Source organism: Variovorax sp. TLI9-5A (genome assembly GCF_056867935.1).
Genome location: NZ_CP200310.1, coordinates 1,897,662 through 1,922,273, shown reverse-complemented (window position 1 = coordinate 1,922,273; position 24,612 = coordinate 1,897,662). Strand labels below are relative to the sequence as shown.

At 68.3% G+C, this 24,612-nt stretch carries 20 protein-coding genes; 3 read left to right on the top strand and 17 right to left on the bottom strand.

Annotated elements, in window-relative coordinates; genetic code table 11:
* Positions 1-28: 28 nt before the first annotated feature.
* The 6 genes from AC1VNX_RS09405 to AC1VNX_RS09380 all read right to left on the bottom strand — a co-directional run bounded on the left by AC1VNX_RS09405 (position 29) and on the right by AC1VNX_RS09380 (position 10,264).
* Positions 29-3,202 (bottom strand): efflux RND transporter permease subunit, encoded by a 3,174-nt coding sequence (locus AC1VNX_RS09405; RefSeq protein ID WP_483156456.1) that lies wholly within the window; start codon positions 3,200-3,202, stop codon positions 29-31.
* On the bottom strand, positions 3,199-4,437 hold the full coding sequence (locus AC1VNX_RS09400) for an efflux RND transporter periplasmic adaptor subunit (RefSeq protein ID WP_483156455.1): 1,239 nt from the start codon (positions 4,435-4,437) through the stop codon (positions 3,199-3,201). The genes AC1VNX_RS09405 and AC1VNX_RS09400 overlap by 4 nt, the downstream gene beginning before the upstream one ends.
* 4 nt (positions 4,438-4,441) lie before the next feature.
* The gene (locus AC1VNX_RS09395) at positions 4,442-5,929 is read right to left on the bottom strand and encodes an efflux transporter outer membrane subunit (protein ID WP_483156454.1); all 1,488 of its coding nucleotides are present in this window, start codon (positions 5,927-5,929) and stop codon (positions 4,442-4,444) included.
* A 311-nt stretch (positions 5,930-6,240) separates the two neighbouring features.
* Positions 6,241-7,251, bottom strand: coding sequence for an aldo/keto reductase (locus AC1VNX_RS09390; RefSeq protein ID WP_483156453.1), 1,011 nt, complete (start codon positions 7,249-7,251; stop codon positions 6,241-6,243).
* A 124-nt stretch (positions 7,252-7,375) separates the two neighbouring features.
* On the bottom strand, positions 7,376-8,947 hold the full coding sequence (locus AC1VNX_RS09385) for an alkaline phosphatase D family protein (protein ID WP_483156452.1): 1,572 nt from the start codon (positions 8,945-8,947) through the stop codon (positions 7,376-7,378).
* A gap of 60 nt (positions 8,948-9,007) precedes the next feature.
* A complete protein-coding gene (locus AC1VNX_RS09380; protein ID WP_483156451.1) occupies positions 9,008-10,264 on the bottom strand; it encodes a YVTN family beta-propeller repeat protein in 1,257 nt (418 codons plus the stop codon).
* 152 nt (positions 10,265-10,416) lie between these two features.
* On the opposite strand from AC1VNX_RS09380, the gene AC1VNX_RS09375 reads away from it, so the two are divergent.
* Complete coding sequence (locus AC1VNX_RS09375; protein ID WP_483156450.1) at positions 10,417-10,992, top strand: sigma-70 family RNA polymerase sigma factor; 576 nt, start codon at positions 10,417-10,419, stop codon at positions 10,990-10,992.
* Positions 10,979-11,668, top strand: a complete 690-nt coding sequence (locus AC1VNX_RS09370; protein ID WP_483156449.1) for an anti-sigma factor family protein — start codon at positions 10,979-10,981, stop codon at positions 11,666-11,668. The genes AC1VNX_RS09375 and AC1VNX_RS09370 overlap by 14 nt, the downstream gene beginning before the upstream one ends.
* Positions 11,669-11,680: 12 nt before the next feature.
* On the opposite strand, the gene AC1VNX_RS09365 is transcribed toward AC1VNX_RS09370, so the two are convergent.
* The 9 genes from AC1VNX_RS09365 to AC1VNX_RS09325 form a co-directional block, all read right to left on the bottom strand.
* Positions 11,681-12,931, bottom strand: coding sequence for an MFS transporter (locus AC1VNX_RS09365; protein WP_007837231.1), 1,251 nt, complete (start codon positions 12,929-12,931; stop codon positions 11,681-11,683).
* A gap of 132 nt (positions 12,932-13,063) precedes the next feature.
* On the bottom strand, positions 13,064-13,756 hold the full coding sequence (urtE, locus tag AC1VNX_RS09360) for an urea ABC transporter ATP-binding subunit UrtE (RefSeq protein ID WP_483156448.1): 693 nt from the start codon (positions 13,754-13,756) through the stop codon (positions 13,064-13,066).
* Between the two features lie 12 nt (positions 13,757-13,768).
* Complete coding sequence (gene urtD / locus AC1VNX_RS09355) at positions 13,769-14,647, bottom strand: urea ABC transporter ATP-binding protein UrtD (RefSeq protein ID WP_483156447.1); 879 nt, start codon at positions 14,645-14,647, stop codon at positions 13,769-13,771.
* Positions 14,644-15,879 carry an urea ABC transporter permease subunit UrtC gene (urtC, locus tag AC1VNX_RS09350; RefSeq protein WP_483156446.1) on the bottom strand — a complete coding sequence of 412 codons (1,236 nt, stop codon included), beginning with the start codon at positions 15,877-15,879 and terminating at the stop codon, positions 14,644-14,646. Before urtC ends, urtD begins: the two co-directional genes overlap by 4 nt.
* Positions 15,876-17,423: an urea ABC transporter permease subunit UrtB gene (gene urtB, locus AC1VNX_RS09345; RefSeq protein ID WP_483156445.1), complete on the bottom strand. Its 1,548-nt coding sequence runs from the start codon at positions 17,421-17,423 to the stop codon at positions 15,876-15,878. Before urtB ends, urtC begins: the two co-directional genes overlap by 4 nt.
* Positions 17,424-17,616: 193 nt before the next feature.
* Positions 17,617-18,885, bottom strand: coding sequence for an urea ABC transporter substrate-binding protein (gene urtA / locus AC1VNX_RS09340; protein WP_483156444.1), 1,269 nt, complete (start codon positions 18,883-18,885; stop codon positions 17,617-17,619).
* A 115-nt stretch (positions 18,886-19,000) separates the two neighbouring features.
* Positions 19,001-19,321: a nucleotide pyrophosphohydrolase gene (locus AC1VNX_RS09335; RefSeq protein ID WP_483156443.1), complete on the bottom strand. Its 321-nt coding sequence runs from the start codon at positions 19,319-19,321 to the stop codon at positions 19,001-19,003.
* A gap of 64 nt (positions 19,322-19,385) precedes the next feature.
* The gene (locus AC1VNX_RS09330) at positions 19,386-20,846 is read right to left on the bottom strand and encodes an MFS transporter (protein ID WP_483156442.1); all 1,461 of its coding nucleotides are present in this window, start codon (positions 20,844-20,846) and stop codon (positions 19,386-19,388) included.
* A gap of 64 nt (positions 20,847-20,910) precedes the next feature.
* Positions 20,911-21,306: a nuclear transport factor 2 family protein gene (locus AC1VNX_RS09325; protein ID WP_483156441.1), complete on the bottom strand. Its 396-nt coding sequence runs from the start codon at positions 21,304-21,306 to the stop codon at positions 20,911-20,913.
* Positions 21,307-21,433: 127 nt separating this feature from the next.
* Between AC1VNX_RS09325 and AC1VNX_RS09320 the strand changes: the two genes are divergently transcribed.
* On the top strand, positions 21,434-22,363 hold the full coding sequence (locus tag AC1VNX_RS09320) for an AraC family transcriptional regulator (RefSeq protein ID WP_483156440.1): 930 nt from the start codon (positions 21,434-21,436) through the stop codon (positions 22,361-22,363).
* 12 nt (positions 22,364-22,375) lie between these two features.
* Here the strand turns inward: AC1VNX_RS09320 and AC1VNX_RS09315 are convergent, their stop codons facing one another.
* Both AC1VNX_RS09315 and ppk2 read right to left on the bottom strand, forming a co-directional pair.
* Positions 22,376-23,428 (bottom strand): extracellular catalytic domain type 1 short-chain-length polyhydroxyalkanoate depolymerase, encoded by a 1,053-nt coding sequence (locus AC1VNX_RS09315; RefSeq protein WP_483156439.1) that lies wholly within the window; start codon positions 23,426-23,428, stop codon positions 22,376-22,378.
* Between the two features lie 147 nt (positions 23,429-23,575).
* Positions 23,576-24,505 carry a polyphosphate kinase 2 gene (gene ppk2, locus AC1VNX_RS09310; protein ID WP_483156438.1) on the bottom strand — a complete coding sequence of 310 codons (930 nt, stop codon included), beginning with the start codon at positions 24,503-24,505 and terminating at the stop codon, positions 23,576-23,578.
* Positions 24,506-24,612: the final 107 nt, after the last annotated feature.

Below are 24,612 nucleotides of genomic sequence, written 5' to 3'. Positions count from 1 at the left end.
TCTCCACCCCCGCGATCTCAGCCGGTGTTCATCCGTGCACCTCGGCGGGCACGGGGGCCTTGCCTTGCTTCGCTGCCTTGCGGGCCTTGCGCGCTTCCTTGCGGCGCAGGTACCAGTAGTGGGCGCGGTCGAGGTACAGGTAGACCACCGGGGTCGTGAAGAGGGTGAGCGCCTGCGAGAGTATCAGCCCGCCGACCATCGCGTAGCCCAGCGGCCGGCGCAGCTCGGAGCCCGAGCCGTGGCCCAGCATCAGCGGCAGGCCCGAGAGCAGCGCGCACATGGTGGTCATCATGATCGGGCGGAAGCGCAGCAGGCAGGCCTGGTAGATGGCGTCGTGCGGGGTCATGCCCTGCTCGCGCTCGGCCTTGAGCGCGAAGTCGATCATCATGATGCCGTTCTTCTTCACGATGCCGATGAGCAGGATGATGCCGATCAGCGCGATCACGCTCAGGTCGTAGCCGCCCGCCATCAATATGAGCAGCGCGCCCACGCCGGCCGAGGGCAGCGTCGAGAGAATCGTCAGCGGGTGGATGTAGCTCTCGTACAGCAGGCCCAGAACGATGTACACCGCCACCAGCGCCGCCGCGATCAAGTAGGGCTGCGAGGCCAGCGAGTCCTGGAAGGCCTGCGCCGTGCCCTGGAACGAGCCGGTGAGCGATTGCGGCAGCCCCATGTCGGCCTGCGCCTTGTTGATGGCGTTCACCGCGTCGCCCAGCGCATGGCCCGGCGCGAGGTTGAACGAGATGGTCACGGCCGGGAACTGGCCCTGGTGGCTGATCGAGAGGTAGGCGGTCTTGCTGGTGTCCACCTTCACGAAGGTCGACAGCGGCACCTGCTGGCCGGTAATGGGCGAGTTGAGGTAGAGCTTGCTGAAGAGCGCCGGGTCTTGCTGCAGCGCGGGCGTCACCTCCAGCACCACGTGGTAGCTGTTGAGCTGGGTGAAGTACTGCGCCACCTGGCGCTGGCCGATGGCGTCGTACAGCGTGGCGTCGATGGTGGCCGGCGAAATGCCGAAGCTCGACGCGCGGTCGCGGTCGATGGTGAGCACGGCCGAGGCGGCGGCGTTCTGCTGGTCGGTGGCCAGGTCGGTGATTTCGGGCAGCTGCTTGAAGCGCTCCAGCAACTTGGGCGCCCAGGTGTTGAGCTCGTCGAGGTTGGCGTCGGTCACCGTGTACTGGTACTGCGTGCGCGAGGCGCGGCCGCCCACGCGGATGTCCTGCCCGGCCTGCAGGAACAGGTTCACGCCCTGCACCCTGGCCAGCTGCGGGCGCAGCCGCGCGATGATCTCGTCGGCGGTGGCGGTACGGCCCTCGTCCTTGGGCTTCAGGCTGATGTAGAAGTTGCCGGTGTTGTAGGTCGACGAACTGCCGTTCATGCCGAAGCCGGTCACGTCAGGGTCCTTGCGCACCACATCGGCCAGCTCGACCATGCGGGCGTTCATCGACGCGAAGGAAGCGTCCTGCGCCGACTCGGCGAAGCCAGAGATGAAGCCCGTGTCCTGCTGTGGGAAAAAGCCCTTGGGAATGAACACGAACAGCACGCCCGTGGCCGCCACCGTGGCGATGAAGGTCATGAGCGTGATGAACTGGTGGTCGAGCACCACATGCAGCCCGCGCTTGTAGGCGCCGAGCATGGCGTCGAAGCCGCGCTCGAAGAGCTGGTAGAGCCGCCCGTGCTTGCTGCCGTGCTCGTTCTTCAAGAAGCGCGAGCACAGCATGGGCGTGAGCGTGAGCGAGATCACCACGCTGACCACGATGGTGAGCGTGACCGTCACCGCGAACTCGCGGAAGAGCCGCCCCACGATGCCGCCCATGAGCAGCAGCGGAATGAACACCGCCACCAGCGACACCGAGATGGAGATGATGGTGAAGCCGATCTCGCCCGCGCCCTTGTACGCGGCCTCCACGGCCGACATGCCTTCTTCGACGTAGCGGTAGATGTTCTCCAGCATCACGATGGCGTCGTCCACCACGAAGCCGACCGCGATGGTCAGCGCCATGAGCGAGAGGTTGTCGAGGCTGTAGCCCAGCAGGTACATCACCGCCACCGTGCCCAGCAGCGCGAGCGGCACCGTCACGCTGGGGATGAGCGTGGCCGGCACGTTGCGCAGGAACACGAAGATCACGGCCACCACCAGCGCGATGGTCAGCAGCAGCGTGAACTCCACGTCCTTCACCGAGGCGCGGATGGTCTGCGTGCGGTCGATGATGGCGTTGACCTCCACCGTCGGCGGGATCGAGGCCTTCAGCCTGGGCAGCGCGGCGTTGATGCGGTCCACCGTCTCGATGACGTTGGCGCCGGGCTGCTTGGTGATGGCCAGCACGATGGAACGGCCGTTCTGCACGTTGCTGCCTTCGGGTGCGGCGGCGCCCGCGTAGGCCCAGCCGGCGATCTTGGCGTTCTCGGGGCCGTCCACCGCCACGCCCAGGTCGCTCACGCGGATGGGCGCGCCGTTGCGGTAGGCCAGCACCACGTCGTTCCAGGGCTTGGCCTTCAGCAGCTGGTCGTTGGTGTAGACGGTGAAGCTCTGGTTGGGCCCGTCGATGGTGCCCTTGGGCGCGTTGACGGTGGCCGAGGCGAGCACGGTGCGCACGTCTTCCAGGCTCAGGCCCAGCGCGGCGAGCTTGGCGGGGTCGACCTGCACGCGCACCGCCGGCTTCTGCACGCCTCCGATGTTGACCAGGCCCACGCCGGAGATCTGCGAGATCTGCTGCGCGAGGATGTTGTCGGCGTAGTCGTTCACCTCGGTCAGCGGCAGCGTCTTCGACTGCACCGAAAGAATGAGGATGGGCGCGTCGGCCGGGTTCACCTTGCGGAAGGTGGGTGGGCTCGGCAGGTTGGCGGGCAGCTGGCCGGTGGAGGCGTTGATGGCGGCCTGCACGTCGAGTGCGGCGGCGTCGATGCTGCGGTCGAGGTCGAACTGCAGCGTGATCTGGGTGGAGCCCAGGCCGCTGGTCGAGGTCATCTGCGAAAGCCCTGCGATCAGCGAGAACTGCCGCTCCAGCGGCTGCGCCACGTTCGACGCCATGGTCTCGGGGCTGGCGCCCGGCAGGTTGGCCGAGACCTGGATGGTCGGAAAGTCGACCTGCGGCAGCGGCGCCACCGGCAGCAGCGGAAACACCGCCGCGCCGACCAGCAGGATGGCCAGCGCCAGCAGCGTGGTGCCGATGGGGCGCTTGATGAATGCGGCGGAGATGCTCAATTGCTGCTCCCGCTGCTGCTGGCGACCTTCGCCGCGTCCTTCACGGCGTCCTTGACTGCACTCTTCGCGGCGGGCGGCGGCTCGACGATGGTAGCGCCGGGCTTGAGCTTGTACTGCCCGTCGACCACCACGCGCTGGCCGGCCTCCAGGCCCTTGTCGATGACGGCCGTGCCGTCGGCGATCTGCACCACGTGCACCGGCACGTTGGCGACCTTGTTCTCGGCATCGACCGTCCAGACGTAGGTGCTGTCTTGCCCGCGCTGCACCGCGGCGGCGGGCAGTGTGAGCGAGTCGGCCCGGCGGTCGAGCTGCAAGCGCACGTTGACGTACTGGCCGGGCCACAGCGTGTGCTGCGGGTTGGCGAAGCTGCCCTTGAGCTGCACCGTGCCGCTGGTGGTGTCGATCTGGTTGTTCAGCAATATCAGCTTGCCCGTGCCCAGCATCTGCGTGCCGCTGCGGTCATAAGCCACCACCGAGAGAGGCTGGCTGCTCTGCTGCTGCACGCGGTTGATGTCTTGCACCGCATCCTCAGGCAGCGTGAACTGCACGGCGATGGGGTCGATCTGGTTGATGACCACCAGCCCGTTGGTGTCGGCCGCGTGGACGATGTTGCCCGGGTCCACCAGCCGCGCGCCCACCCTGCCGTTCATCGGCGAGGAGATGCGCGTGAAGCTGAGCTGCACCTCGGCGTACTGCACCTGTGCGGCGTCGTTCTGCACTGCCGCTTCAAGCTGGTTGACCAGGGCCTTCTGCGTATCGACCTGCTGCTGCGTGGCGGCGTCCTGCGAGAGCAGCGTGGTGTAGCGCTTGAGGTCGGCGCGGGCATTCGTCAGCGTGGCCTGGTCCTTGGCCTTGGTGGCCTGCGCCTGCGCGAGCTGGGCCTGCAGCGTGCGCGGGTCGAGCTGGGCCAGCAGCTGGCCGGCCTTCACGTCCTGCCCTTCGACGAAGCCGACCTTGTCGAGCTGGCCGTCGATGCGCGCCTTGACGGTCACGGTGGCCATCGAGGCGACGGTGCCGATGCCCGAGCGATAGACCTGCACGGTCTGCGTCGCGACGCGCGCGGTGGTCACCTGCACCGGCGGGCTCTTCGGCGCATCGGGCTTGGCTGCGTTGGCCGCGTGGTGGGTCAGCGCCCAGGCGCCGCCGCCCAGCACGAGCACCAGGGTGGCAGTCGCGAGCCAGGTGGAGCGGCGCTGGAACAGGGGGAGCGTGGTGGTTTCTGCGGTCGTCGTCATGGCATCAATTCCCGGAAGTCTTCTGTGCAGCATCTGCGGCGGCGCTCCAGCCGCCACCCGTGGCGGCGATCAGCGAGACGCTGGCGGCCAGCTGGCGGCCGAGCACCTGCGCGGCCGTGCGCTGGTTGGTGAGCGAAAGCGTCTGCGCCGTCACCACGCTGAGATAGGTGGCGGTGCCCGCGCGGTACTGGCTCAGCGCCAGGCGCTCGGCGAGCTGCGCGGCGCGCACCGCGTCGGCCTGCAGCGCCGATTCGTTGTCGAGCACACGCAGGGTGGCGAGGTTGTCTTCCACCTGCTGGAAGCCGGCGAGCACGGTCTGCTTGTATTGCGCGACCGAGGCGTCGTAGGCGGCCACGGCCTGGTCGGTGTGGGCCTTGCGCAGGCCGCCGTCGAACACGGTCTGCGCCAGCGCCGCGCCCAGCGACCACACGCGGCTGGGGGTGTTGAACAGCGTGCCCAGCGTGGCCGCGCTGAAGCCGCCGCTGGCGCTGAGCACGATCTGCGGGTAGTAGGCGGCCTTGGCCACGCCGATGTTGGCGTTGGCCGCCTGCACGCGGCGCTCGGCGCCGGCGATGTCGGGGCGGCGCTCCAGCAGCTCCGAAGGCAGGCCTGCGGGCGTGACCGGCAGCTGCAGGTGCAGCGCTGCGGCCGACGAGAGCGATTCGGCGGTGGGCGGCTGCGACGAAGTTTCGAGCGGCGGCAGCGAGAACGACGCGGGCGCCTGCCCCGTCAGTACCGCGATGGCGTGCTCGAGCTGGCTGCGCTGGGCATCCAGATCGACGGCCTGCGCCTGCGCGGTCTTGAGCTGGCTCTCCGCCAGCGCCACGTCGGAGCGCAGCACGGTGCCGGCCGCGTATTGGTGCTGCGTGAGTTCGAGCGCCTTGGCGTAAGCGGCGGTGGTGCTGGCGTACAGGTTGCGCTGCAGGTCGATCACGCGCACCTGCAGGTAGTCCTGCGCCAGCGTGGTCTGGATGCTGAGCCGCGCGCCGGCCAGGTCGTCGGCGCTGGCCTGCGCACTGGCATTGCCGGCCTCGACCGAGCGGCGCACCGCGCCCCAGATGTCGGGCTCCCAGCTCGCGCCGAGGCCCAGGGTGTCGGTGGTGCCGAGCTTGACGGTGCCGGTGCTGTTGGTCTGGGCGCGCGTGGCGCCGGCGTTGAGGCCCACCGAGGGGAAGAAGCCGGCGCGCGCTGCCGCGGTGATGGCCTGCGCCTGGCGGTACTGCGCCTCGGCCACGCGGATGTTCTGGTTGGCCGCGTTGGCCTGCACGATCAGCGCGCTGAGCGTGACGTCGCCGTAGGCATCCCACCAGGGATGGTCGGCGTCGATGGTCTGCGGGGCGGCGGTCTTCCAGGGGCCGCCGGTTTCCTTGAAGGCAGCGGGCACGTCCAGCTGCGGGCGGACGTAGTCGGGGCCGACGGCGCAGCCCGCAAGGAGCAAGGCGGCCAGCGCGAGGGCTGCGCGCGGGAGATGAGGTACGTCGGAAAGAACCATGATGAGGGCACTCTAGGCACCCCCATCAAACCCCTCGCTGTCGACTAACTGACAGTTCTGAAAGAATTGGCTCACCCCCAGAAAAAATGGCTCTCCCCCAGGCTGCGCGCACTTCGTGTCGCTTCGCCAACCCCCTCCGGGGGCAACACCAGCGGCCCGGCCGAGCCGGTTCCGCGGTGTTCCTGAGCTTCCTCCCTCCCCCGCTGGGGGAGGGTCGGGGTGGGGGCACGGGCGCGCTCATGGAACGCGGCGCCTGTTCAAGGACCTGCCCCCATCCCGGCCTTCCCCCAGCGGGGAAGGAGAAAGACCGCTCAGCGCGGAGCGTCGCCCTTGCGGTACTCGGCGGTCAGCTCGTCCAGCTTCTGCTTGAGGTCCGGATCGAGCTTGTACTCGGCCGCCGCGATGGTCGCGTCGAGTTGGTCGGGGCGGCTTGCGCCGAGCAGCGGCGCGGTGATGAGCGGGTTCGCCATCACCCAGGCCACGGCCAGCGTGGCCAGCGGCACGCCGGCTTCGTCGGCGAGCTTGTGCAGCTGGGTCACGGTGTTGAAGCTGCGCTCGTTCCAATAGCGGTCCTGGTACATGCCGCCAGCCGTGCCGAGCGTGAATCGGGTGTTCTCCTCGGGCTTGCCGCCGGGCTTGTACTTGCCGGTCAGCAGGCCGCCGGCCAGCGGGTTGTAGGGGATCACGCCCAGGCCCTCTTCGCTTGCCAGCGGCAGCAGCTCGCGCTCGATCTCGCGGAACAGCAGGCTGTAGCGCGGCTGCACCGACACGTATCGCGTGAGCCTGAGCAGTTCGGCCTTGCCCAGCGCGCGGGCCAGGCGATAAGCCAGGAAGTTCGACACGCCGATGTAGCGCGCGCGGCCCGACTTCACGATGGTGTCGAGCGCCTCCAGGCTCTCTTCGAGCGGCGTCTCGCGGTCGTCCATGTGCAGTTGGTAAAGGTCGACGTGGTCGGTCTTCAGCCGCTTGAGCGAGGCATCGATGGCGTCGAGCAGGTGCTTGCGCGAGGCGCCCTGGTCCCAGCTGTTGGGGCCGACCTTGTTGACGGCCTTGGTGGCCACGACGAAGCGGCGGCGGCCCGAGGGGCCCTGCTTTTCCAGCCAGTTGCCGATGATTTCCTCGGTGCGGCCCGCCGTCTCGATGGTGCCGCCGAGCGGGTAGACGTCGGCGGTGTCGAGGAAGTTGATGCCGCCTTCGGCCGCCTTGTCGAGGATCTGGTGCGACACGGCCTCGTCGGTCTGCAGGCCGAAGGTCATGGTGCCGAGGGCAAGGCGGGACACGGTGAGGCCCGTGCGGCCGAGGCGGGTGGAGGGAATGCTCATGGTGTTCGGTTCTCGCTTCAGGGAAGGGTGAAAGAGACGCAGATAGAGATGGAGACGGGGCCTGCGCGGCGGCGGCCATCATAGGCACGGCCGCGCAATCCTGCAGGCGCCGGGCGTTTACGACTCAGGTGCTCTCGGCGTGCACGCCGGGCGCGCCGGGCTCGACCGAGAAGCGGGCCATGGGGCCGACCGGCGAATCGGCGGTCTTCTCGTCGTCCGCCACGCGGAACTCGACCGAGCAGTCGCGGGCATCGAGCGTGGCGAGCGCATAGCCGCGCCTGTCGGCCCGGCCATAGCGCAGCTGCGGGTTCTTCGCGAGCATGTTCGCCACGCTGGCGGCGCTGGGCCCCTCGGAGGTGATGGCGCCGCCGACGAACTCTGTCGCGACCACCGGGCCCTGCTGCGCGTCGCCGCGCCGCAGGTCGGCGGCCCAGAAGGCGTGCACGTCGCCGCTGGCGACCAGCGCATTGCCGCCGCGCGCCTTGTGCGCGGCCAGCGCATCGAGCAGGCGGGCGCGGGCCGTGGCGTAGCCGTCCCAGCCGTCCATCCAGTAGCCGTGCTCTGGGCCGCGCTTGCGGTCGGCCTCGGCGAGCAGCGTGGGCTGGGCGAGCACGGTCCAGCGCGCGGGTGGCGCAGCCAGCTCGCGCGCCAGCCAGGCTTCCTGCTGCGCGCCGAAGAAGCTGCGCTGCGGCGCGAGCCTGTCGGCGCAGTCGGCCAGCGGCGAGGCGCTGCGCCCCGAAAGGCAGGCGTGGTGCGAGCGGTACTGGCGCCCGTCGGTCAGCAGCACGTCGAGCATGCGGCCGAAGCGGTGGCGGCCGTAGATGAGCGCATCGGCGCCGCGCGGGCGCATGCTGGCGGGCACCGGCATGTGCTCGTACCACGCCTGGTAGGCGGCGGCGCGGATCGCGAGGAACTGCGCGGGGTCCGAGCTGCGCGGCGACATGTCGTTCGTGTAGTCGTTGGCCACCTCGTGGTCGTCCCAGGTCACGAGCCAGGGAAAGGCGGCGTGCGCGGCCTGCAGGTGCGGATCGGTCTTGTAGAGCGCGTAGCGGTTGCGGAACTCGGCCAGTTGCGTGGGAATGCCGCCCTCGTGGCGCCGCACGTGGCGCGAGCCCCAGGAGCTTTCGTAGATGTAGTCGCCCAGATGCACCACGAAGTCCAGCGGCTGCGCGGCCATGTCGCGGTAGGCGGCGTAGTAGCCCTGCTCGTACTGCTGGCAGGAGGCGAAGGCGAAGCGCAGCGGCTGCTGCGTCTCGTCGTCCTCGGCGGGCGTGGTGCGCGTGCGTCCGATCGGGCTGGGTGCGCCGCCGGCCGTGAAGCGATACCAGTAAGGGCGCCCCGGCGACAGCCCCTGCACTTCGACATGCACCGAATGCGCAAGCTCGGCCGTAGCGATGGCCGAGCCCTTCGCCACCACGAGCTTGAAGCCCTCGTCGTCAGCGACTTCCCATCGCACTTCGATGGGCGCATCGCCCATGCCGCCGCCCATGCCGCCGCCCTGCAGCGGCTCTGGCGCCAGGCGTGTCCAGAGCACGAAGCCGTCGGCGCGCGGCACGCCCGAGGCCACGCCCAGCGTGAACGGATCGCGCGACGCCGTGGCCGGCTGCGCATTCAGCCGCAGGAACGGATGGCCCAGCGAAGCGGCGGCCAGCCCGCCGCACAGCAGGCGTCGGCGCGAGAGTCTTTCTTCCTTCATCCGGGGCAATGTCCCCCGGTTCGCTCGCCCCTGTCAATCAGGCCGGCTGAAAGCCGACAGTCAGGCCCCCGGCTGCGAGCCCACCACCGTGACCCGCGCCGTCATGTACGGATGCACCGAGCAGACATAGTCGTACACGCCCGGCTTGTCGAAGACGCGGGCGAAGGCCTTGCCGGGCAGCAGCAGGTCGATGCCCGTCGAGCCGTCCTTGAAGACCAGGCCGTGCGGCGCGCCGTCGTCGTTCTGCCAGCTCACGCGCTGGCCGGCCTTGACGGTGATCTGCGCGGGCTCGAAGGCGAAGTTTCGGATGGCCACGTGCGCCGAGCCGCCTGCGTGCGCGCCTTCGGAAGCTGCCGTGCGCTGCAGCGCGATCTTGCGCGGCGCGTTGCCCACCGCCACCGTGTGCATGGGCCCGCCCGCAAGGTCGACCACGCTGACGTCGTTCGAGCCCTCGTTGCTCACCCACAGCTTCTTGCCGTCCGCCGACAGGTCGAGCCAGTGCGGCTGCTTGCCCACAGGGATGCTGCGCACCGCCGCGTGCGTGGCCGGATCGAACAACATGACCTCGCCTGGCCCCTGCACCACCACCACACCGCTCGCCATGCCCATGAAGTGCTGCGCGATGTGCGGCGACACGCCCGTGGGAACCGGCGCGCCCCACTGGTTGGTGGCGGGGTCGAGTACCTGCACGGCGGCCACGCCGGCCAGCGTGAGGTACAGCGACTTGCCGTCATGGCTGAACTCGAGGTCGCGCGGCGGCTTGTCGAGCGGGATCTGCGTGACCACGGCGCGCGTCGCCATGTCGATGACCACCAGCGCGAAGTGCCCCGGCTCCTGCGAAGCGACGTAGGCCTGGCGCCCGTCGGGCCGGATGGCGATGGTGTGCGGCTTGGGCACGGGCACGGTGGCGCTCACGCCGTGGGCCGATGTGTCGACGAAGGCCACGCGGTCGTCGCCGTTGACGGCCACCAGCAGCCACTTGCCGTCGGTGGTCATGGCCAGGCCCTGCGGCCCCTTGCCCACGTCGATGGCGCGCGTGACGCGGTCGCTCGCGGCGTCGATCTCGCTCACGGCAGCGGCGCCCGAGCCGCTCACGAACACGCTGCGCCCGTTGGGCGCGACGATGATGCCGTCGGGCCCCGCCGCCACAGGCAGCGTGGCGACAACGCGCTCGGTGCCGGTGTCGATCACGCTGACGGTGCTGTCCTTGAAGTTGCCGACATAGGCCTTGGGGCCTGCTGCAAGCGCGGCTCCGGCCGAAGCCGCCAGGGCCGCGAAGATGACGAAGATGCGCGCGAAGCCGGGCATGGCGATCATGGTGAAGACCTCCTGGAAGAAGAAAGAAGAAGCAGAATCCGCAGAGGGCATGACGCATGGCATGCCCTGCTTATTCCAGCGGAGCCAAAAGAAAAACCGAAAGAGCTGGAATAAATCGCCGGGCTGCCACGTCATGCAGGAAGAAGGAGCTCTTGAGCCTGTCGACCGACCGCACACGCCAGTTCGAAGCCGCCGCGCTGCCGCATCTCGATGCGGCATGGAACCTTGCGCGCTGGCTGCTGCGCGACGACCAGCTGGCCGACGACGCGGTGCAGGAGGCTTGTCTGCGCGCGTTCCGGTTCTTCGATGGGCTGCGCGGCGAGAGCGCCCGGCCGTGGCTGCTGGGCATCGTGCGCAACGCCTGCTACGACTGGATGCGGCAGAACCGGCAGCTCGCCGACCAGGTGGAGTTCGACGAACTGCGCGACAGCGAGGCCGTCTCGGCGCCCTCCTCGCCCGATGCGGGCGATCCGGCGCGGCAGTGGGAGCAGCGCGTGCAGGGCGAGCGAATCAACGCCGCCATCGATGCGCTGCCGCCGGTGTACCGCGAGGTGATCGTGCTGCGCGAGCTGGAGGAGATGCGCTACGAGGACATCGCGCGCATCGTAGGCGTGCCGCTGGGCACCGTCATGTCGCGGCTGTCGCGCGCGCGGGCGATGCTGCGCGAGAGCCTGCGCGACGAACGTCCCGGCGACGCGGGAGGAAGGACACGCCATGTCAATGTCTGACGAGGAACTGGGCACGCTGATCCGGCGCCATGCCACGCGGCACATGCCGCCCGAGGGGCTGGCCGCGCGCATCGGGCACGCGGTGCGTGCAGAGGAAGCTGTTGTGGCCGCCTCGCCCACGCCTGCACCCGCGCCTGCGCGGCGAAACCGGGGCCTGTGGCAAGGGCTGGCATGGTTCGGCACCGGCGCGGCCACGGCCTGGGGCCTGGCGCTCGTGCTGCTGGCAACGCCGGTGCCGCCTTCGGACGCTCTCGCCGAGGGCGTCACCGCCAACCATGTGCGCTCGCTGATGGCAGCGCACCTGGCGGACGTGGCCTCGTCCGACCATCACGCGGTCAAGCCCTGGTTCGCGGGCAAGCTCGACTTTTCACCGCCGGTGGTCGACCTTGCCGCGGAGGGCTTTCCGCTCGCTGGCGGGCGGCTCGACTACCTGGACGGGCGCACGGTGGCGGCGCTGGTCTACCGCTCGGGGCCGCACGTCATCAACCTGTTCGTGTGGCCGGCTGCGGATGCAAAGATGCAGGCGCCGGTGCTCTCCGCGCGGCAGGGCTACCAGCTCGTGCACTGGGCCCAGGGCGGCATGCAGGCCTGGGCCGTGTCGGATCTCAATGCAGCCGAGCTGCAGAACTTCGCGGCGCTGCTGCGCGAGCGCACCGCGACGCCCGCTGCGAAGTAGCCGGCAGCCGGCTCAGAAGGCGACGGCGGCCGGCCGGCGTGCGGCGGCACGGGCGCTTGCGATCGCCCAGCCGAAGATGCCCAGGCCCGCCAGAGCGAGCAGTGCGCCGACCCAGCCGGTCGAAGTCCAGCCCAGCCCGGCGGAAATCGCCACGCCGCCGAGCCATGCGCCGAGCGCGTTGGCCATGTTGAAGGCCGAGTGGTTGAGCGCGGCGGCGAGCGTCTGCGCGTCGCCGGCCACGTCCATCAGGCGGATCTGCAGGGCCGGGCCGATGGCCACGGTCGAGCCGATGAGAAACACGGTGAATGCTGCAGCCACGACATGGTGCGCCGCGAAGGTGAACACCGCGAGCACCAGCGCCGCATAGGCCAGGACACCGCCGATGGTGCGCATCAGCGACTTGTCGGCCAGCCGCGAGCCCACGAGGTTGCCCACCACCATGCCGAGGCCGAAGAGCGCGAGCACGATGGGCACGCCGCCCACCGGCATGCCGGCCACCTCGATCAGCGTGGGCTTGATGTAGCTGAACACCGAGAACATGCCGCCGAAGCCGATGGCGGCGATGCCCAGCGTGAACCACACCTGCTTGCGCCTGAGCGCGCCGAGTTCGCGCCAGGGGCTGGCGCCGGCGGCGGGCGCCATGTCGGGAATGTCGCGGCGAAGCAGCGCGATGGCCACCAGCGCGATGAGGCCCACGAACACGAAGGCCGCGCGCCAGCCGAAGAACTGGCCCAGCCATGCCGCGATGGGCACGCCCACAAGCGTGGCACCGGTGAGCCCGAGCATTACGAGCCCCACGGCCCGCGCGCGGCGCCCCGGCGGAGCGAGCGTGGCGGCCACCAGCGCGGCCACGCCGAAGTAGGTGCCGTGCGGCAGTCCGGCGGCGAAGCGCAGCAGGTTCAGCAGCAGGTAGTTGGGAGCCGCGGCGCTGGCGAAATTGCCGGCCGCGAACACGGCCATGAGCGCGATCAGCAGCGCGCGGCGGCGCCAGCCGGCGGCCAGCACCGCGAGCACCGGCGCGCCGATCACCACGCCGAGCGCATAGGCGCTGATGACATGGCCGGCCTGGGGAATGCTCACGCCGATGTCCTTCGCCACCTCGGGCAGCAGGCCCATGATGACGAACTCGCCGGTGCCGATGGCGAAGCCGCCGACGCCGAGCGCGAGCACCGCGCGCAGGAAGTTGGCGGGCTTGCCCGAAGGCAGGGAAAAGGAAGAAATGTCGGTGACCGCGCTGTCCAGCGCGGGTGGGGAGGCGTTCAAGGCCAGGCTCCTGGGAGGGGTGCCCGGCGGCCGCGGGCAAGGCGCGATTTTAGGGTAAACCCTGAAATCGCGCCGATACGCAATTGCCGAAGGCCCTGTACTGGCAGGGCCGCGAGGGCCTGGCCAGTGGGCTCAGATCGCCACCAGCTGCCGCACGCCCTGTGCTTCCATGTCCTTGCCGAGGCCGCGCGCGATGATCTCGCCGCGCTCCATCACGAGGTAGTCGTCGGCCAGCTCCTGCGCGAAGTCGTAGTACTGCTCGCACAGCACGATGGCCATGTCGCCCCGGTCGGCCAGCATGCGGATGACGCGGCCGATGTCCTTGATGATGCTGGGCTGGATGCCCTCGGTCGGCTCATCGAGGATCAGCAGCTTGGGTTTGGGTGCCAGGGCGCGTGCGATGGCGAGCTGCTGCTGCTGCCCGCCCGAGAGGTCGCCGCCTCTTCTGTTGATCATCTGCCTGAGCACCGGGAACAGCTCGAACAGTTCCGAGGGAATGGGCGTGCCGCCGCTCTTGTAGGCCAGGCCCATGCGCAGGTTCTCCTCGACCGTGAGCCGCGCGAAGATCTCGCGGCCCTGCGGGACGAAGCCGATGCCGGCTCTTGCCCTGTCGTAAGGCGTGGCCTTGTGGATGGGCTTGCCTTCGAGTTCGATGCTGCCGCTCTTGATAGGCACCAGGCCCATGAGCGACTTCAGCAGCGTGGTCTTGCCCACGCCGTTGCGTCCCAGCAGCACGGTGACCTTGCCCAGTTTGGCCTCGAAGCTCACGTCGCGAAGGATGTGGGAGCCGCCGTAGTACTGGTGGATGTTCTTGACTGTCAGCATGGGTTCGGTTCCTCAGCGGCCCAGATAGACCTCGATCACCCGCTCGTCGGCCTGCACCTCGTCCAGCGTGCCCTGCGCGAGCACGGAGCCGTCGCACAGCACGGTGACGATCTCGGAGATGGTGCGGATGAAGCTCATGTCGTGCTCCACCACCATCAGCGAGTGCTTGCCCTTGAGCGACAGGAAGAGCTCGGCGGTGCGCGCGGTTTCCTCGTCGGTCATGCCGGCCACGGGCTCGTCGAGCAGCAGCAGCTTCGGGTCCTGCATCAGCAGCATGCCGATTTCGAGCCACTGCTTCTGGCCGTGGCTCAGGTTGCCCGCGAGGCGCGAGACGCTGTCGGCGAGGTGGATGGTTTCGAGCACCTCGGCCAGGCGGTCGCTCTGTGCCGAGTCGAGCCTGAACATCATCGAGGCGCGCACGCCCTTGTCGGTCTTCAGCGCGAGCTCCAGGTTCTCGAACACGGTCAGGTGCTCGAACACGGTCGGCTTCTGGAACTTGCGGCCGATGCCCAGCTGCGCGATTTCCGCTTCGCGGTGGCGCAGCAGGTCGATGGTGCTGCCGAAGAACACGGTGCCCTCGTCGGGCCGGGTCTTGCCGGTGATGATGTCCATCATCGTGGTCTTGCCCGCTCCGTTGGGGCCGATGATGCAGCGCAGTTCGCCCGGCGCGATGTCGAGCGAGAGCTTGTTGATGGCCTTGAAGCCGTCGAAGCTCACGCTGACGTCTTCGAGATAGAGGATGCGGCCGTGCGTGACGTCGACTTCGCCCGGCGTGACGTGGCGGCCGAAGTCGGCGGCACGGCCGCCCGATTCGGTGCTGCCGCTCACGTAGTGAATGCCGCTGGCGCGTGCCGCGCGCTCGGCGCCGGCTTCCATCAGATCGGGCGTCATGCGCGTGCTCCCTTCGCGTCCACGGGCAGCGAGGCCAGCGCTTCGGGCTCCACACCCTGCTCCGCCGCGACGGCGCGGCGTGCGTCCTGCACGGGCTCGGGCCGCGGCTTCTCCTTTTCAGCCTCTTCTTTCTTCTCCCTGGAGAGCCACTTGCGCACCAACCCCACGATGCCGTTCGGAAGGAACAGCGTGACAGCAATGAACAAGGCGCCCAGGAAGTACAGCCAGTACTCCGGATAGGCCACCGTCAGCCAGCTCTTCGCGCCGTTGACGATGAAGGCGCCGATGATCGGCCCGATCAGCGTGGCGCGCCCGCCCACCGCCGCCCAGATGGCGATCTCGATGGAGTTGGCCGCGCTCATCTCGCCCGGGTTGATGATGCCGACCTGCGGCACGTAAAGCGCGCCGGCCACGCCGCACATCACGGCGGAGATGACCCAGATCGTGAGCTTGTACGGCAGCGGGTTGTAGCCCGAGAACATCACGCGCGTTTCGGCGTCGCGAATGGCCTGCAGCACGCGGCCGAACTTGCTGCCGATGAGCCACTTCGCAAAGAGGAAGAAGCCCAGCAGCGTGGCACCGGTGAGCGCGAACAGCGTCATTCGCATCTCCTGCGTGGCGATCGGAATATTCAGGATGCGCTTGAAGTCGGTAAAGCCGTTGTTGCCGCCGAAGCCCGTCTCGTTGCGGAAGAACAGCAGCATGGCCGCGAAAGTCATGGCCTGCGTGATGATCGAGAAGTACACGCCCTTGATGCGCGAACGGAACGCGAAGAAGCCGAACACGAAGGCGATGAGGCCCGGCACCGCGACGATCAGAATCAGCGTGGCGATGAAGCTGTCGCTGAAGGTCCAGTGCCAGGGCAGCGTCTTCCAGTCGAGGAACACCATGAAGTCGGGCAGGTCGCTCTTGTAGTTGCCGTCGCGGCCGATCTGGCGCATGAGGTACATGCCCATCATGTAGCCGCCCAGCGCGAAGAAGAGGCCGTGGCCCAGCGAGAGAATGCCGGTGTAGCCCCAGATCAGGTCCATGGCCAGCGCGCAGATGGCGTAGCACATGATCTTGCCGACCAGCGCCACCGCGTAGTCGCTCATGTGCAGCGGGCTGTCGACCGGCACCCACATGTTGAGAACGGGCGCCAGCGCGCACACCACGATGAGTGCGACGAAGAAGGCCGTCCAGCCCTTGCCGCTCAGCAGCGGCCCCTTGGTTGGCAACGTGACCTTGCTCATGCCTCAGCGCTCCGGCCTTTCATTGCGAAGATGCCCTGGGGCCGCTTCTGGATGAAGATGATGATGAAGACAAGCACCGCGATCTTCGCGAGCACCGCGCCCGCCCAGCCTTCGATGAACTTGTTGAGAATGCCCAGCCCAAGCGCCGCGTACACGGTGCCCGCGAGCTGGCCGACGCCGCCCATCACGACCACCATGAAGCTGTCGACGATGTAGCTCTGGCCCAGGTCGGGGCCGACGTTGCCGATCTGGCTCAGCGCGCAGCCGGCAAGGCCCGCGATGCCGGAGCCGAGCGCGAAGGCGTAGGTGTCGATGCGCGCGGTGTTCACGCCCATGCACGAGGCGATCGGACGGTTCTGCGTGACGCCGCGCACGAACAGGCCCAGGCGCGTCTTGCCGATGAGCCAGCCCATCGCCAGCAGCACCAGGGCCGCGAAGATGATGATGCAGATGCGGTTCCACGGCAGCGTGACGTTGCTCAGCATGGTGAAGCCGCCGCTCATCCAGCCGGGGTTTTCGACGCCGACGTTCTGCGCACCGAACAGCGAGCGCACCAGCTGCTGCAGCATCAGGCTGATGCCCCAGGTGGCCAGCAGCGTCTCGAGCGGGCGGCCGTAGAGGAAGCGGATCACGCCGCGCTCCAGCACCGCGCCCACCAGCGCAGACGCGAGGAAGGACACGGGAATCGCGGCGACCAGATACCAGCCGAAGGCCGCCTCGGGCATGTACTTCTGGAAGATGCCCTGCATCACGTAGGTGGCGTAGGCGCCGATCATCATCAGCTCGCCGTGCGCCATGTTGATCACGCCCATCAGGCCGTAGGTGATGGCCAGGCCCAGCGCGGCAAGCAGCAGCACCGAGCCCAGGCTGATGCCGCTGAAAACGGCGTTGATGCGGTCGCCCCAGACCAGTGAGCCGTCGATGCTGGCGATGGACGCGACGATGGCGGCCTTGACGTCCGCCTCGGTTTCGTCGGCCAGGCGCTGGTTGAGCAGCAGCTTGGTGTCGGGGTTGCGGTTGTTGCCCAGCTCCTTGGCGGCGACGAGGCGCTTGGCCTTGTCGGCGCTGGTGAGCATGCTGGCGGCGCGCACCAGTTCGAGCTGCGCCTTGATCTTTGGATTGGTCTCGGCGGCCAGCGCCTTCTCGACCATGGGCACGCGCGATTCGTCGGGCTCCTTGAAGAGCGCCTGTGCGGCTTCGGCGCGCACGGCGTCGTCCTTGCTCGTGAGCTTGAGCGCGGCCTGCGCGGCATCGAGCGCGCCGCGCATGAGGTTGTTGTTGACGACGTCCTCTGCGGTGTCGGGCACCTTCAGCTCGGCGCCGGTGACGGGGTCGTAGCCTTTGTCGTCCTTCATCACGAAGACCTTGTCCTCGGTGTACTTGACCGCGTCGTCGGACATGGCCTGGATGAAGGCAGCCGTCTTGTCGTCTGCCGTGAGCACGGCCTTGTTGAGCGCGGCGATGCGGGCTTCGGAGTCGCCGGAGGCGATGGCCCGGGCTTCGTCGGCGGTCAGCGCGTGGACGGCCGATGCCATGAGGAGCATGGCGGCGAGTGCGCAGTGAAGGGTTCGTCGAAGCATCATGAGTTTCGTGTTGCCCCCTCTCCCCTGGGGGAGAGGGTTGGGGTGAGGGCCGGCGGCCTTCAAACAAGCGCGGCGGCCAGAGCGACCGCCGTTGCCCTCACCCCCGCCCTCTCCCCGAGGGGAGAGGGAGCAAGGCAAGGGACTTGTCGAAGACTTACATCGACTTGCCAGCCGGGTAATCCGGCTTCTTGTCGTTGCCTTCGATGTACGGGCTCCACGGCTTGGCCTTGACCGGGCCCGGCGTCTTCCACACCACGTTGAACTGGCCGTCGGCCTTGATCTCGCCGATGAACACGCTCTTGTGCAGGTGGTGGTTCTTCTCGTCCATCTTCGAGACGATGCCCGAGGGAGCCGTGAAGGTCTGGCCGGCCATGGCTGCGATCACTTTGTCGGTGTCGGTCGACTTGGCCTTCTCGACCGCCTGCTTCCACATGTGGATGCCGATCCAGGTGGCTTCCATCGGGTCGTTGGTGAGCGGCTTGTCCTTGTGGCCGGCGATGTTCTTGGCCTTGGCGTACTCGCTCCACTGCTTGATGAAGGCGGTGTTGGTCGGGTTCTTGATCGACATGAAGTAGTTCCACGCCGCAAGGTGGCCCACCAGCGGCTTGGTGTCCACGCCGCGCAGTTCTTCCTCGCCCACCGAGAAGGCGACCACCGGCACGTCCTTGGCCTTCAGGCCGGCGTTGCCCAGTTCCTTGTAGAAGGGCACGTTGGAGTCGCCGTTGATGGTCGAGACCACCGCCGTCTTGCCGCCGGCCGAGAACTTCTTGATGTCGGCGACGATGGTCTGGTAGTCGCTGTGGCCGAAGGGGGTGTACTTCTCGTCGATGTCGGTTTCCTTCACGCCCTTGCTCTTCAGGTAGGCGCGCAGGATCTTGTTGGTGGTGCGGGGATAGACATAGTCGGTGCCCAGCAGCACCCAGCGCTTGGCGCCGCCGCCTTCCTTGCTCATCAGGTAGTCGACGGCCGGAATGGCCTGCTGGTTGGGCGCCGCGCCCGTGTAGAACACGTTCTTCGAGAGCTCTTCACCTTCGTACTGCACGGGGTAGAACAGCAGGCCGTTCATTTCCTCGACCACCGGCAGCACCGACTTGCGCGACACCGAGGTCCAGCAGCCGAAGATGACCGAGACCTTGTCCTGGCCGAGCAGCTGCTTGGTCTTCTCGGCGAACAGCGGCCAGTTGGAGGCCGGATCGACCACCACGGGCTCGAGCTGCTTGCCCAGCACGCCGCCCTTCTTGTTGATGTCGTCGATCGCCATCAGCACCGTGTCTTTGAGCACGGTCTCGGAGATGGCCATCGTGCCCGACAGCGAGTGCAGCACGCCGACCTTGATGGTGTCGGCAGCGAATGCGGGCGCAGCAGAAATGCTGGCCAGCGCGACGGCGGCGGTAAGCGCCTTGAGTGTGAAACGACGTTGCATGTGGACTCCTGCTCCGGGGTGGTTGAACCTTTTCGACAGCCTTGGCTGGCGTGGGAGGGAGTCTGCGGAATGCACCACAAAGGGGAAATACGCCGGGTGGCGTACACGGACGTACTCAGGCGGGCGGCGCAGGGTACTTGCGGGCGTTGAGAAGCATCTTGCTGCGCGCCGCTTCGACCACGTCGATGCCGAGCTTGTCGGCGAGCTGAAGCAAGTAGAGAAAGACGTCGGCGATCTCGGTACCGATCTCGGCGCGCTTGTCGGCCGGCAGGTTGCGGCTCTGGGCTTCGGTGAGCCACTGGAAGTGTTCGAGCAGTTCGGCGGCCTCTACGGAGAGCGCGGAGGCAAGGTTCTTGGGGGAATGGAACTGCTCCCAGTCGCGGGCCTGGGCGAAGTCGCGAAGGGCCTGGGTCAGTTGCTGCAGGTCGGTGGCCATGTCTGTCCTGTCTTGCGGACAGGAGAGTTTGGCATGGCCACCCTCAGCGCACGGCGCTTCGGTTTCAGGTCTGCCGGTTGCCGCGCCGGTGCAAGACAGCCACCAGCAACGCCGACACCGTCAGATACAGCAGCGCCACCCCGAAGGCACTTGCATATGCCCCCGCATCCGGCGCGTGGCCGAGACGCCCGTAGAAAAGAATGCCGATCAGCGCCACGCCCAGCGCGTTGCTCGCCTGCTGCACCATCGAGATCACGCCCGAGGCCACGCCCGCATGCTGCGGCGGCAGGCCGGCCAGCACGGTAGAGACCAGCGGCGCCATCACCATGCCGAGCCCCGCGCCCTGCACCAGCAGCAACGGCACCATCCACGCCACGACGTGCGGGTGTCCGGGCCAGACGGCAACGTTGACGAACTGCAGCGCATGCCCTGCAGCGAGCACGAGGGCACCGAGCGCGATGGGCGGCTTGCCGCCGAAACGGCGTGCCAGGCGCGCACCCGCCATCGACGTCGCGAAGAATCCGGCCGCCAGCGACGTGAAGACGATGCCAGAGCTGAGCGGATCGAGTGCAAGGCCCTGCTGGAGGTACAGCGCCAGCACGAAGTACAGCGAGGCATTGCCCACGTAGAAGGCCAGCGTCGTGAGCAGGCCGATGCCGAAGCGGGCATTGGCGAGCAGCACCGGAGCCACGAGCGGCGTACCGCCGCGCGCGGCGAGCCGGCGCTGCTGGTATGCAAAGGCCGCGAGCAGCGGCAGCGCCGCCGCGAGGCACAGCCAGCTCCACAGCGGCCAGCCCTGTTCGCGGCCTTCCACCAGCGGCAGCACCACTGCCGCCGAGCCCGCGGCCACCAGCAGCATGCCGACGAGGTCGAGCCGGCTGTTGCCGTTGTTCGCCAGCGGCGGAATGACGCGCGGTGCGAGCATCAGCGCCAACAGGCCGACCGGCACGTTGATGAGAAAGCAGCTGCGCCAGCCGAGTCCCGCCAGGTCGGCATGGATGAGCAGGCCGCCGACCAGCTGCCCGAGCGTGGCACCCAGCCCCAGCGTGAGTCCATAGGCCGCGAAGGCGCGCGCCCGGTCTTCCCCGGTGTAGGCCAGGCCGATCATCGCCAGCACCTGCGGCTGCAGCAGCGCGCCGGCCAGTCCCTGCAGCACGCGTGCAGTCACCAGCAGTTCGGCGTTCGGCGCCATGCCGCAGGCGGCCGAAGCGAGCGTGAACAGCAGCAGGCCCAGCATGAACATGCGGCGGCGCCCGAACAGGTCGCCGAGCCGCCCGCCGGTGATCAGGCCTGCGGCGGTAGCGAGGCCGTAGCCGGCCACCACCAGCTGCAGGGTGCCCGCGCTCGCCTGCAGTTCGCGCTGCATCGAGGGCAGCGCGACGTTGACGATGAAGAAGTCCAGCACTACCAGGAAGGTGCCGCTGAGCATGACCCACAGGCCCAACCGGCCGGGCCTTGTCGCATCCGGGCTCTGGCTGCCGGAGGAAGAGATCGATGCTGCCGAAGCAATGTTTGACTGCGTCATGATGGATTCGAGTGTTGGAAGGAAGCGGCATGGAGGCAATGACCTCGGAGGTCATCGGCCGGGCTCAGGCGGTGGGCGTCGGCAGGATGAACTGGTAGTCCGTGGCGATGCGGCCGTCTTCGGCCAGCACCAGGAACTCCAGCCCGAGCGCGGCCACCGGACCGCCCTCGGCAGGGACCATGTGCCAATGGAACATCACCGCGTCGCGCAGGAACTGGACGTCTCCCGCGCGGACGAAGCGAAAGCCGGCGTCGCGCACGTTCTTCTCATGCGAGCCGGTGACGCGCTGCTGCAACGCCTCGTGGCCCTTGGCCTGCAGCGTGCGCACGTAGTGCTCGCCGTCGGGCACCCAGAGCCTGGCGATGGCGGCGCGGCGCGCGTCGGCATCGGGTTCATTCCAGAGCGCGACGTAGCGGTCGGCGAGTTGGGTGGAATCGGTGAGATCGGTCCTGGTGTTCATGGCCTGCTCCTGCTGCACGTTGCAATTTGGAAAGAGTGAGGCCGCAGTTTCTGTCGCCACTGATGGACAGTGAATGCCCAGGAAGACGAAAATCTTGTCCATTCGTCCACCACCCCAGGAGCCTTCGATGGACCCGCTCGACGACATCTTTGCCGCCATGAGGGTGCGCAGCGCCCTGTACGCCCGCCTCGAGGCCGGCGCGCCCTGGGGAGTGAGCCTGGCCGGCGGCGAGAGCGCACGCTTCGGGCTCGTGGTGCGCGGCGGCTGCCTGCTGGAGATCGAGGGCATGGCGCAGCCGGTGGCGCTGGCGGCGGGCGACTGCTATGTGCTGGCGCATGGCACGCCTTACATCCTGCGCGACCATCCGAACACGCCGACCGTGAGTTGCGCCTCCGTCGTGCGCGACCGTATCGGCGGGCTGGTGGAGCTCGGTAGCACGGGCACGGCGGCCTCGGTGATCTGCGGCTGGTTCCACTTCGACCAGCGCGCCGCACGGCCGCTGCTCGATCTGCTGCCGGTGCTGCTTCACGTGAAGATGGAGCAGGCCCGCGCCCTTGCGCTGCAAGGCACGCTCCAACTGCTGGCCATGGAAACCGGCGAGCCGGGCCTGGGGTCCGGCCTGCTCGTGAGCCGGCTGGCCGACATCGTGTTCGTTCAGGCGGTGCGCGCGCACGTCGCGGCCAACGCCGGATCGCAGACGGGCTGGCTGGCCGCGCTGGCCGATGCGCGCATCGGCCCCGCACTGCGCGCGATGCACAAGGAGATCGCCCACGACTGGACGGTAGAGGCTCTTGCCGCCGTCGCGAACCTGTCGCGCTCGGCCTTCGCACAGCGTTTTCGCGAGCGGGTGGGACAGGCGCCGCTGGAGTACCTCACGCAATGGCGCATGTTCAAGGCCGGCAACATGCTGGGGCAAGGCAACGCCGCCCTGGGAACGATCGCCGCGGCGGTGGGCTACGAGTCGGAGGCGGCGTTCAGCAAGGCCTTCAAGCGCAGCAAGGGGATGGCGCCCAGTGCGTGGCGGGCTGCGGCGCGCGACGGAGCGGTCGCCGCATAGCCGCCCCTTCCGCTAGACCTTCTTCGGGCCTCCAGCGGCCTTGAACTGCGCGGCGGCAAAAGCCCAGGTCATGCGCGTGGCATCGGGCCCCTCGGGGTCGCTGAACAGCAGCTTCGGCGCCCCGCCACTCCACGAATGGCCGAGCCCCGCGATCTCGCACAGCGTGACGAGCGTACGGCCCTTGCGCTTGAAGTCGGTCACGCGCATCGCACGGCGCCTGCCGCGCCGCACCTCGCGCGGCAACCCCGGTCGCGCGCCCACGGCGGTCGCCCACACCGCGGCGCTACTGACAGCGTTGCTCGGCGCGACCACCGCGTCGGCATCGCCGTGCAGCACCAGCATCGGCGGCAAGGTGGTGAAGACTGCCGCAGCGCCCATCGCCTTGCCGACGGCCGTGGTGGGCATCGGCGGCACATGCTCGCCGCGCATCGCGCCCAGGGCCGTGGCGGGCGACTTCGCCGCGCCGGGCGCCACGCCCGAGTGCATGACGACGGCGCGAAAGCGGTTCGGATAGCGCGTCGCGAGCAAGGCCGCCATGCTCGCGCCGGCGGAAAGGCCGGCCAGCGCCACGCGGTCGCGGTCGACCGGATAGAGCAGGCAGGCCTGGTCGATGGCGGCCATCAGCGTCGCGGCCTCGGCGTCGGCCTTGCCGGAACGGCGCTCGTACCAGTTCCAGCAGCCCTGCGGATGGGCGAGCCGGTCCTGCTCGGGATAGAGCACCAGGAAGCGCTGGCGCACGGCGAGCGCGTTCATGCGGGTGCTCGCGGCGAAGTCGCGCCCGGTCTGGCCGCAGCCATGCAGCATGACCATGAGCGGCAGGCGCTCGCCCGGTTGCAGTTCCAGCCCGGCAGGCCGAAACAGGTGGTAGCCGCGCGCACCGCCAGGTCCCATCGCAACCCCGGCGAGCCAGTCGCCCTTGCCCGGAGGCGGCTTCAGCCGCTTCGCGGTCGCGCGCTGCACCTGCCCCGCCACGCGCTTGCCGTTGCTCAGCGTGAGCCTCGTCAGCGCCTTGAGGTTTCGCTCATAAGCACGTGCAAAAACGGAAGCGGTGGAACGACGGGCCATGGCGCAGTGTGAAGGCAAAGCGCCCACCCTCCAAGAACGCCACCACGGCCCCTTCCAGAAACACCGCGGATCCGGCTCCGGCGGTCCGCAGGTGTTGCCCCCTGCAAGGGGGAGGAGAAGCGACACGAAGTGCGCGAAGCCTGGGGGTTAGTAAATCTCAGGAACGATCATGTTCGCCGGCACGGGCTGGCGCAGGTAGTCGGCATGGCGCACGCGCTCGGGCAGGTCGACCGGCGGATGCGGTACTTCCTGGTAGGGCAGCTGGCTCAGCAGGTGGCTGATGCAGTTCAGGCGCGCCTTCTTCTTGTCCACCGCCTGCACCACCCACCACGGAGCCTCGGGGATGTGGGTGCGCTCCAGCATGATTTCCTTCGCCTTGGTGTATTCCTCCCAGCGGCGGCGGCTTTCGAGGTCCATGGGGCTGAGCTTCCACTGCTTGAGCGGGTCGTGAATGCGGCCGAGGAAGCGCATGTGCTGCTCGTCGTCGGTGATGGAGAACCAATACTTGATGAGCTTGATGCCCGAGCGCCCGAGCATCTTCTCGAACTCGGGCACGGTGCGGAAGAACTCCTCGTACTCGTCGTCGGAGCAGAAGCCCATGACGCGCTCGACGCCGGCGCGGTTGTACCAGCTGCGGTCGAACAGCACCATCTCGCCGGCCGCCGGCAGGTGCGCCACGTAGCGCTGGAAGTACCACTGGGTACGTTCGCGGTCGTTGGGCGCCGGCAGCGCGGCCACGCGAGCCACGCGCGGGTTCAGGCGCTGGGTGATGCGCTTGATGACGCCGCCCTTGCCCGCCGCGTCGCGGCCTTCGAACAGGATGACGACTTTCTGCTTGCTGTGCTGCACCCAGTCCTGCAGCTTGACCAGTTCGCCCTGCAGGCGGAACAGCTCCTTGAAGTAGGCCTGACGGGCCGCCTTGTCGGTGGAGGCGACCGCGGCTCCCGAAGCGGGGTCGAGGCCGTCGATGTTGCGGTCCTCGATTTCCAGCTCGAGCTCTTCGTCGTAGCTGTCGATCAGGTCGCGGGCGATGCGTTGCATCAGGTCTTCGTGGTCGGGAAGTGCGCTCGTCAGCATGGTGGCAGCAGAAGAAAGATTGGGAAAGAGAACGAAAAAGCATGCTGCTCGCCCCATATGACGACTACGTGACGGTTTTGACGCCATTGACATGTAGTCGTCACAAA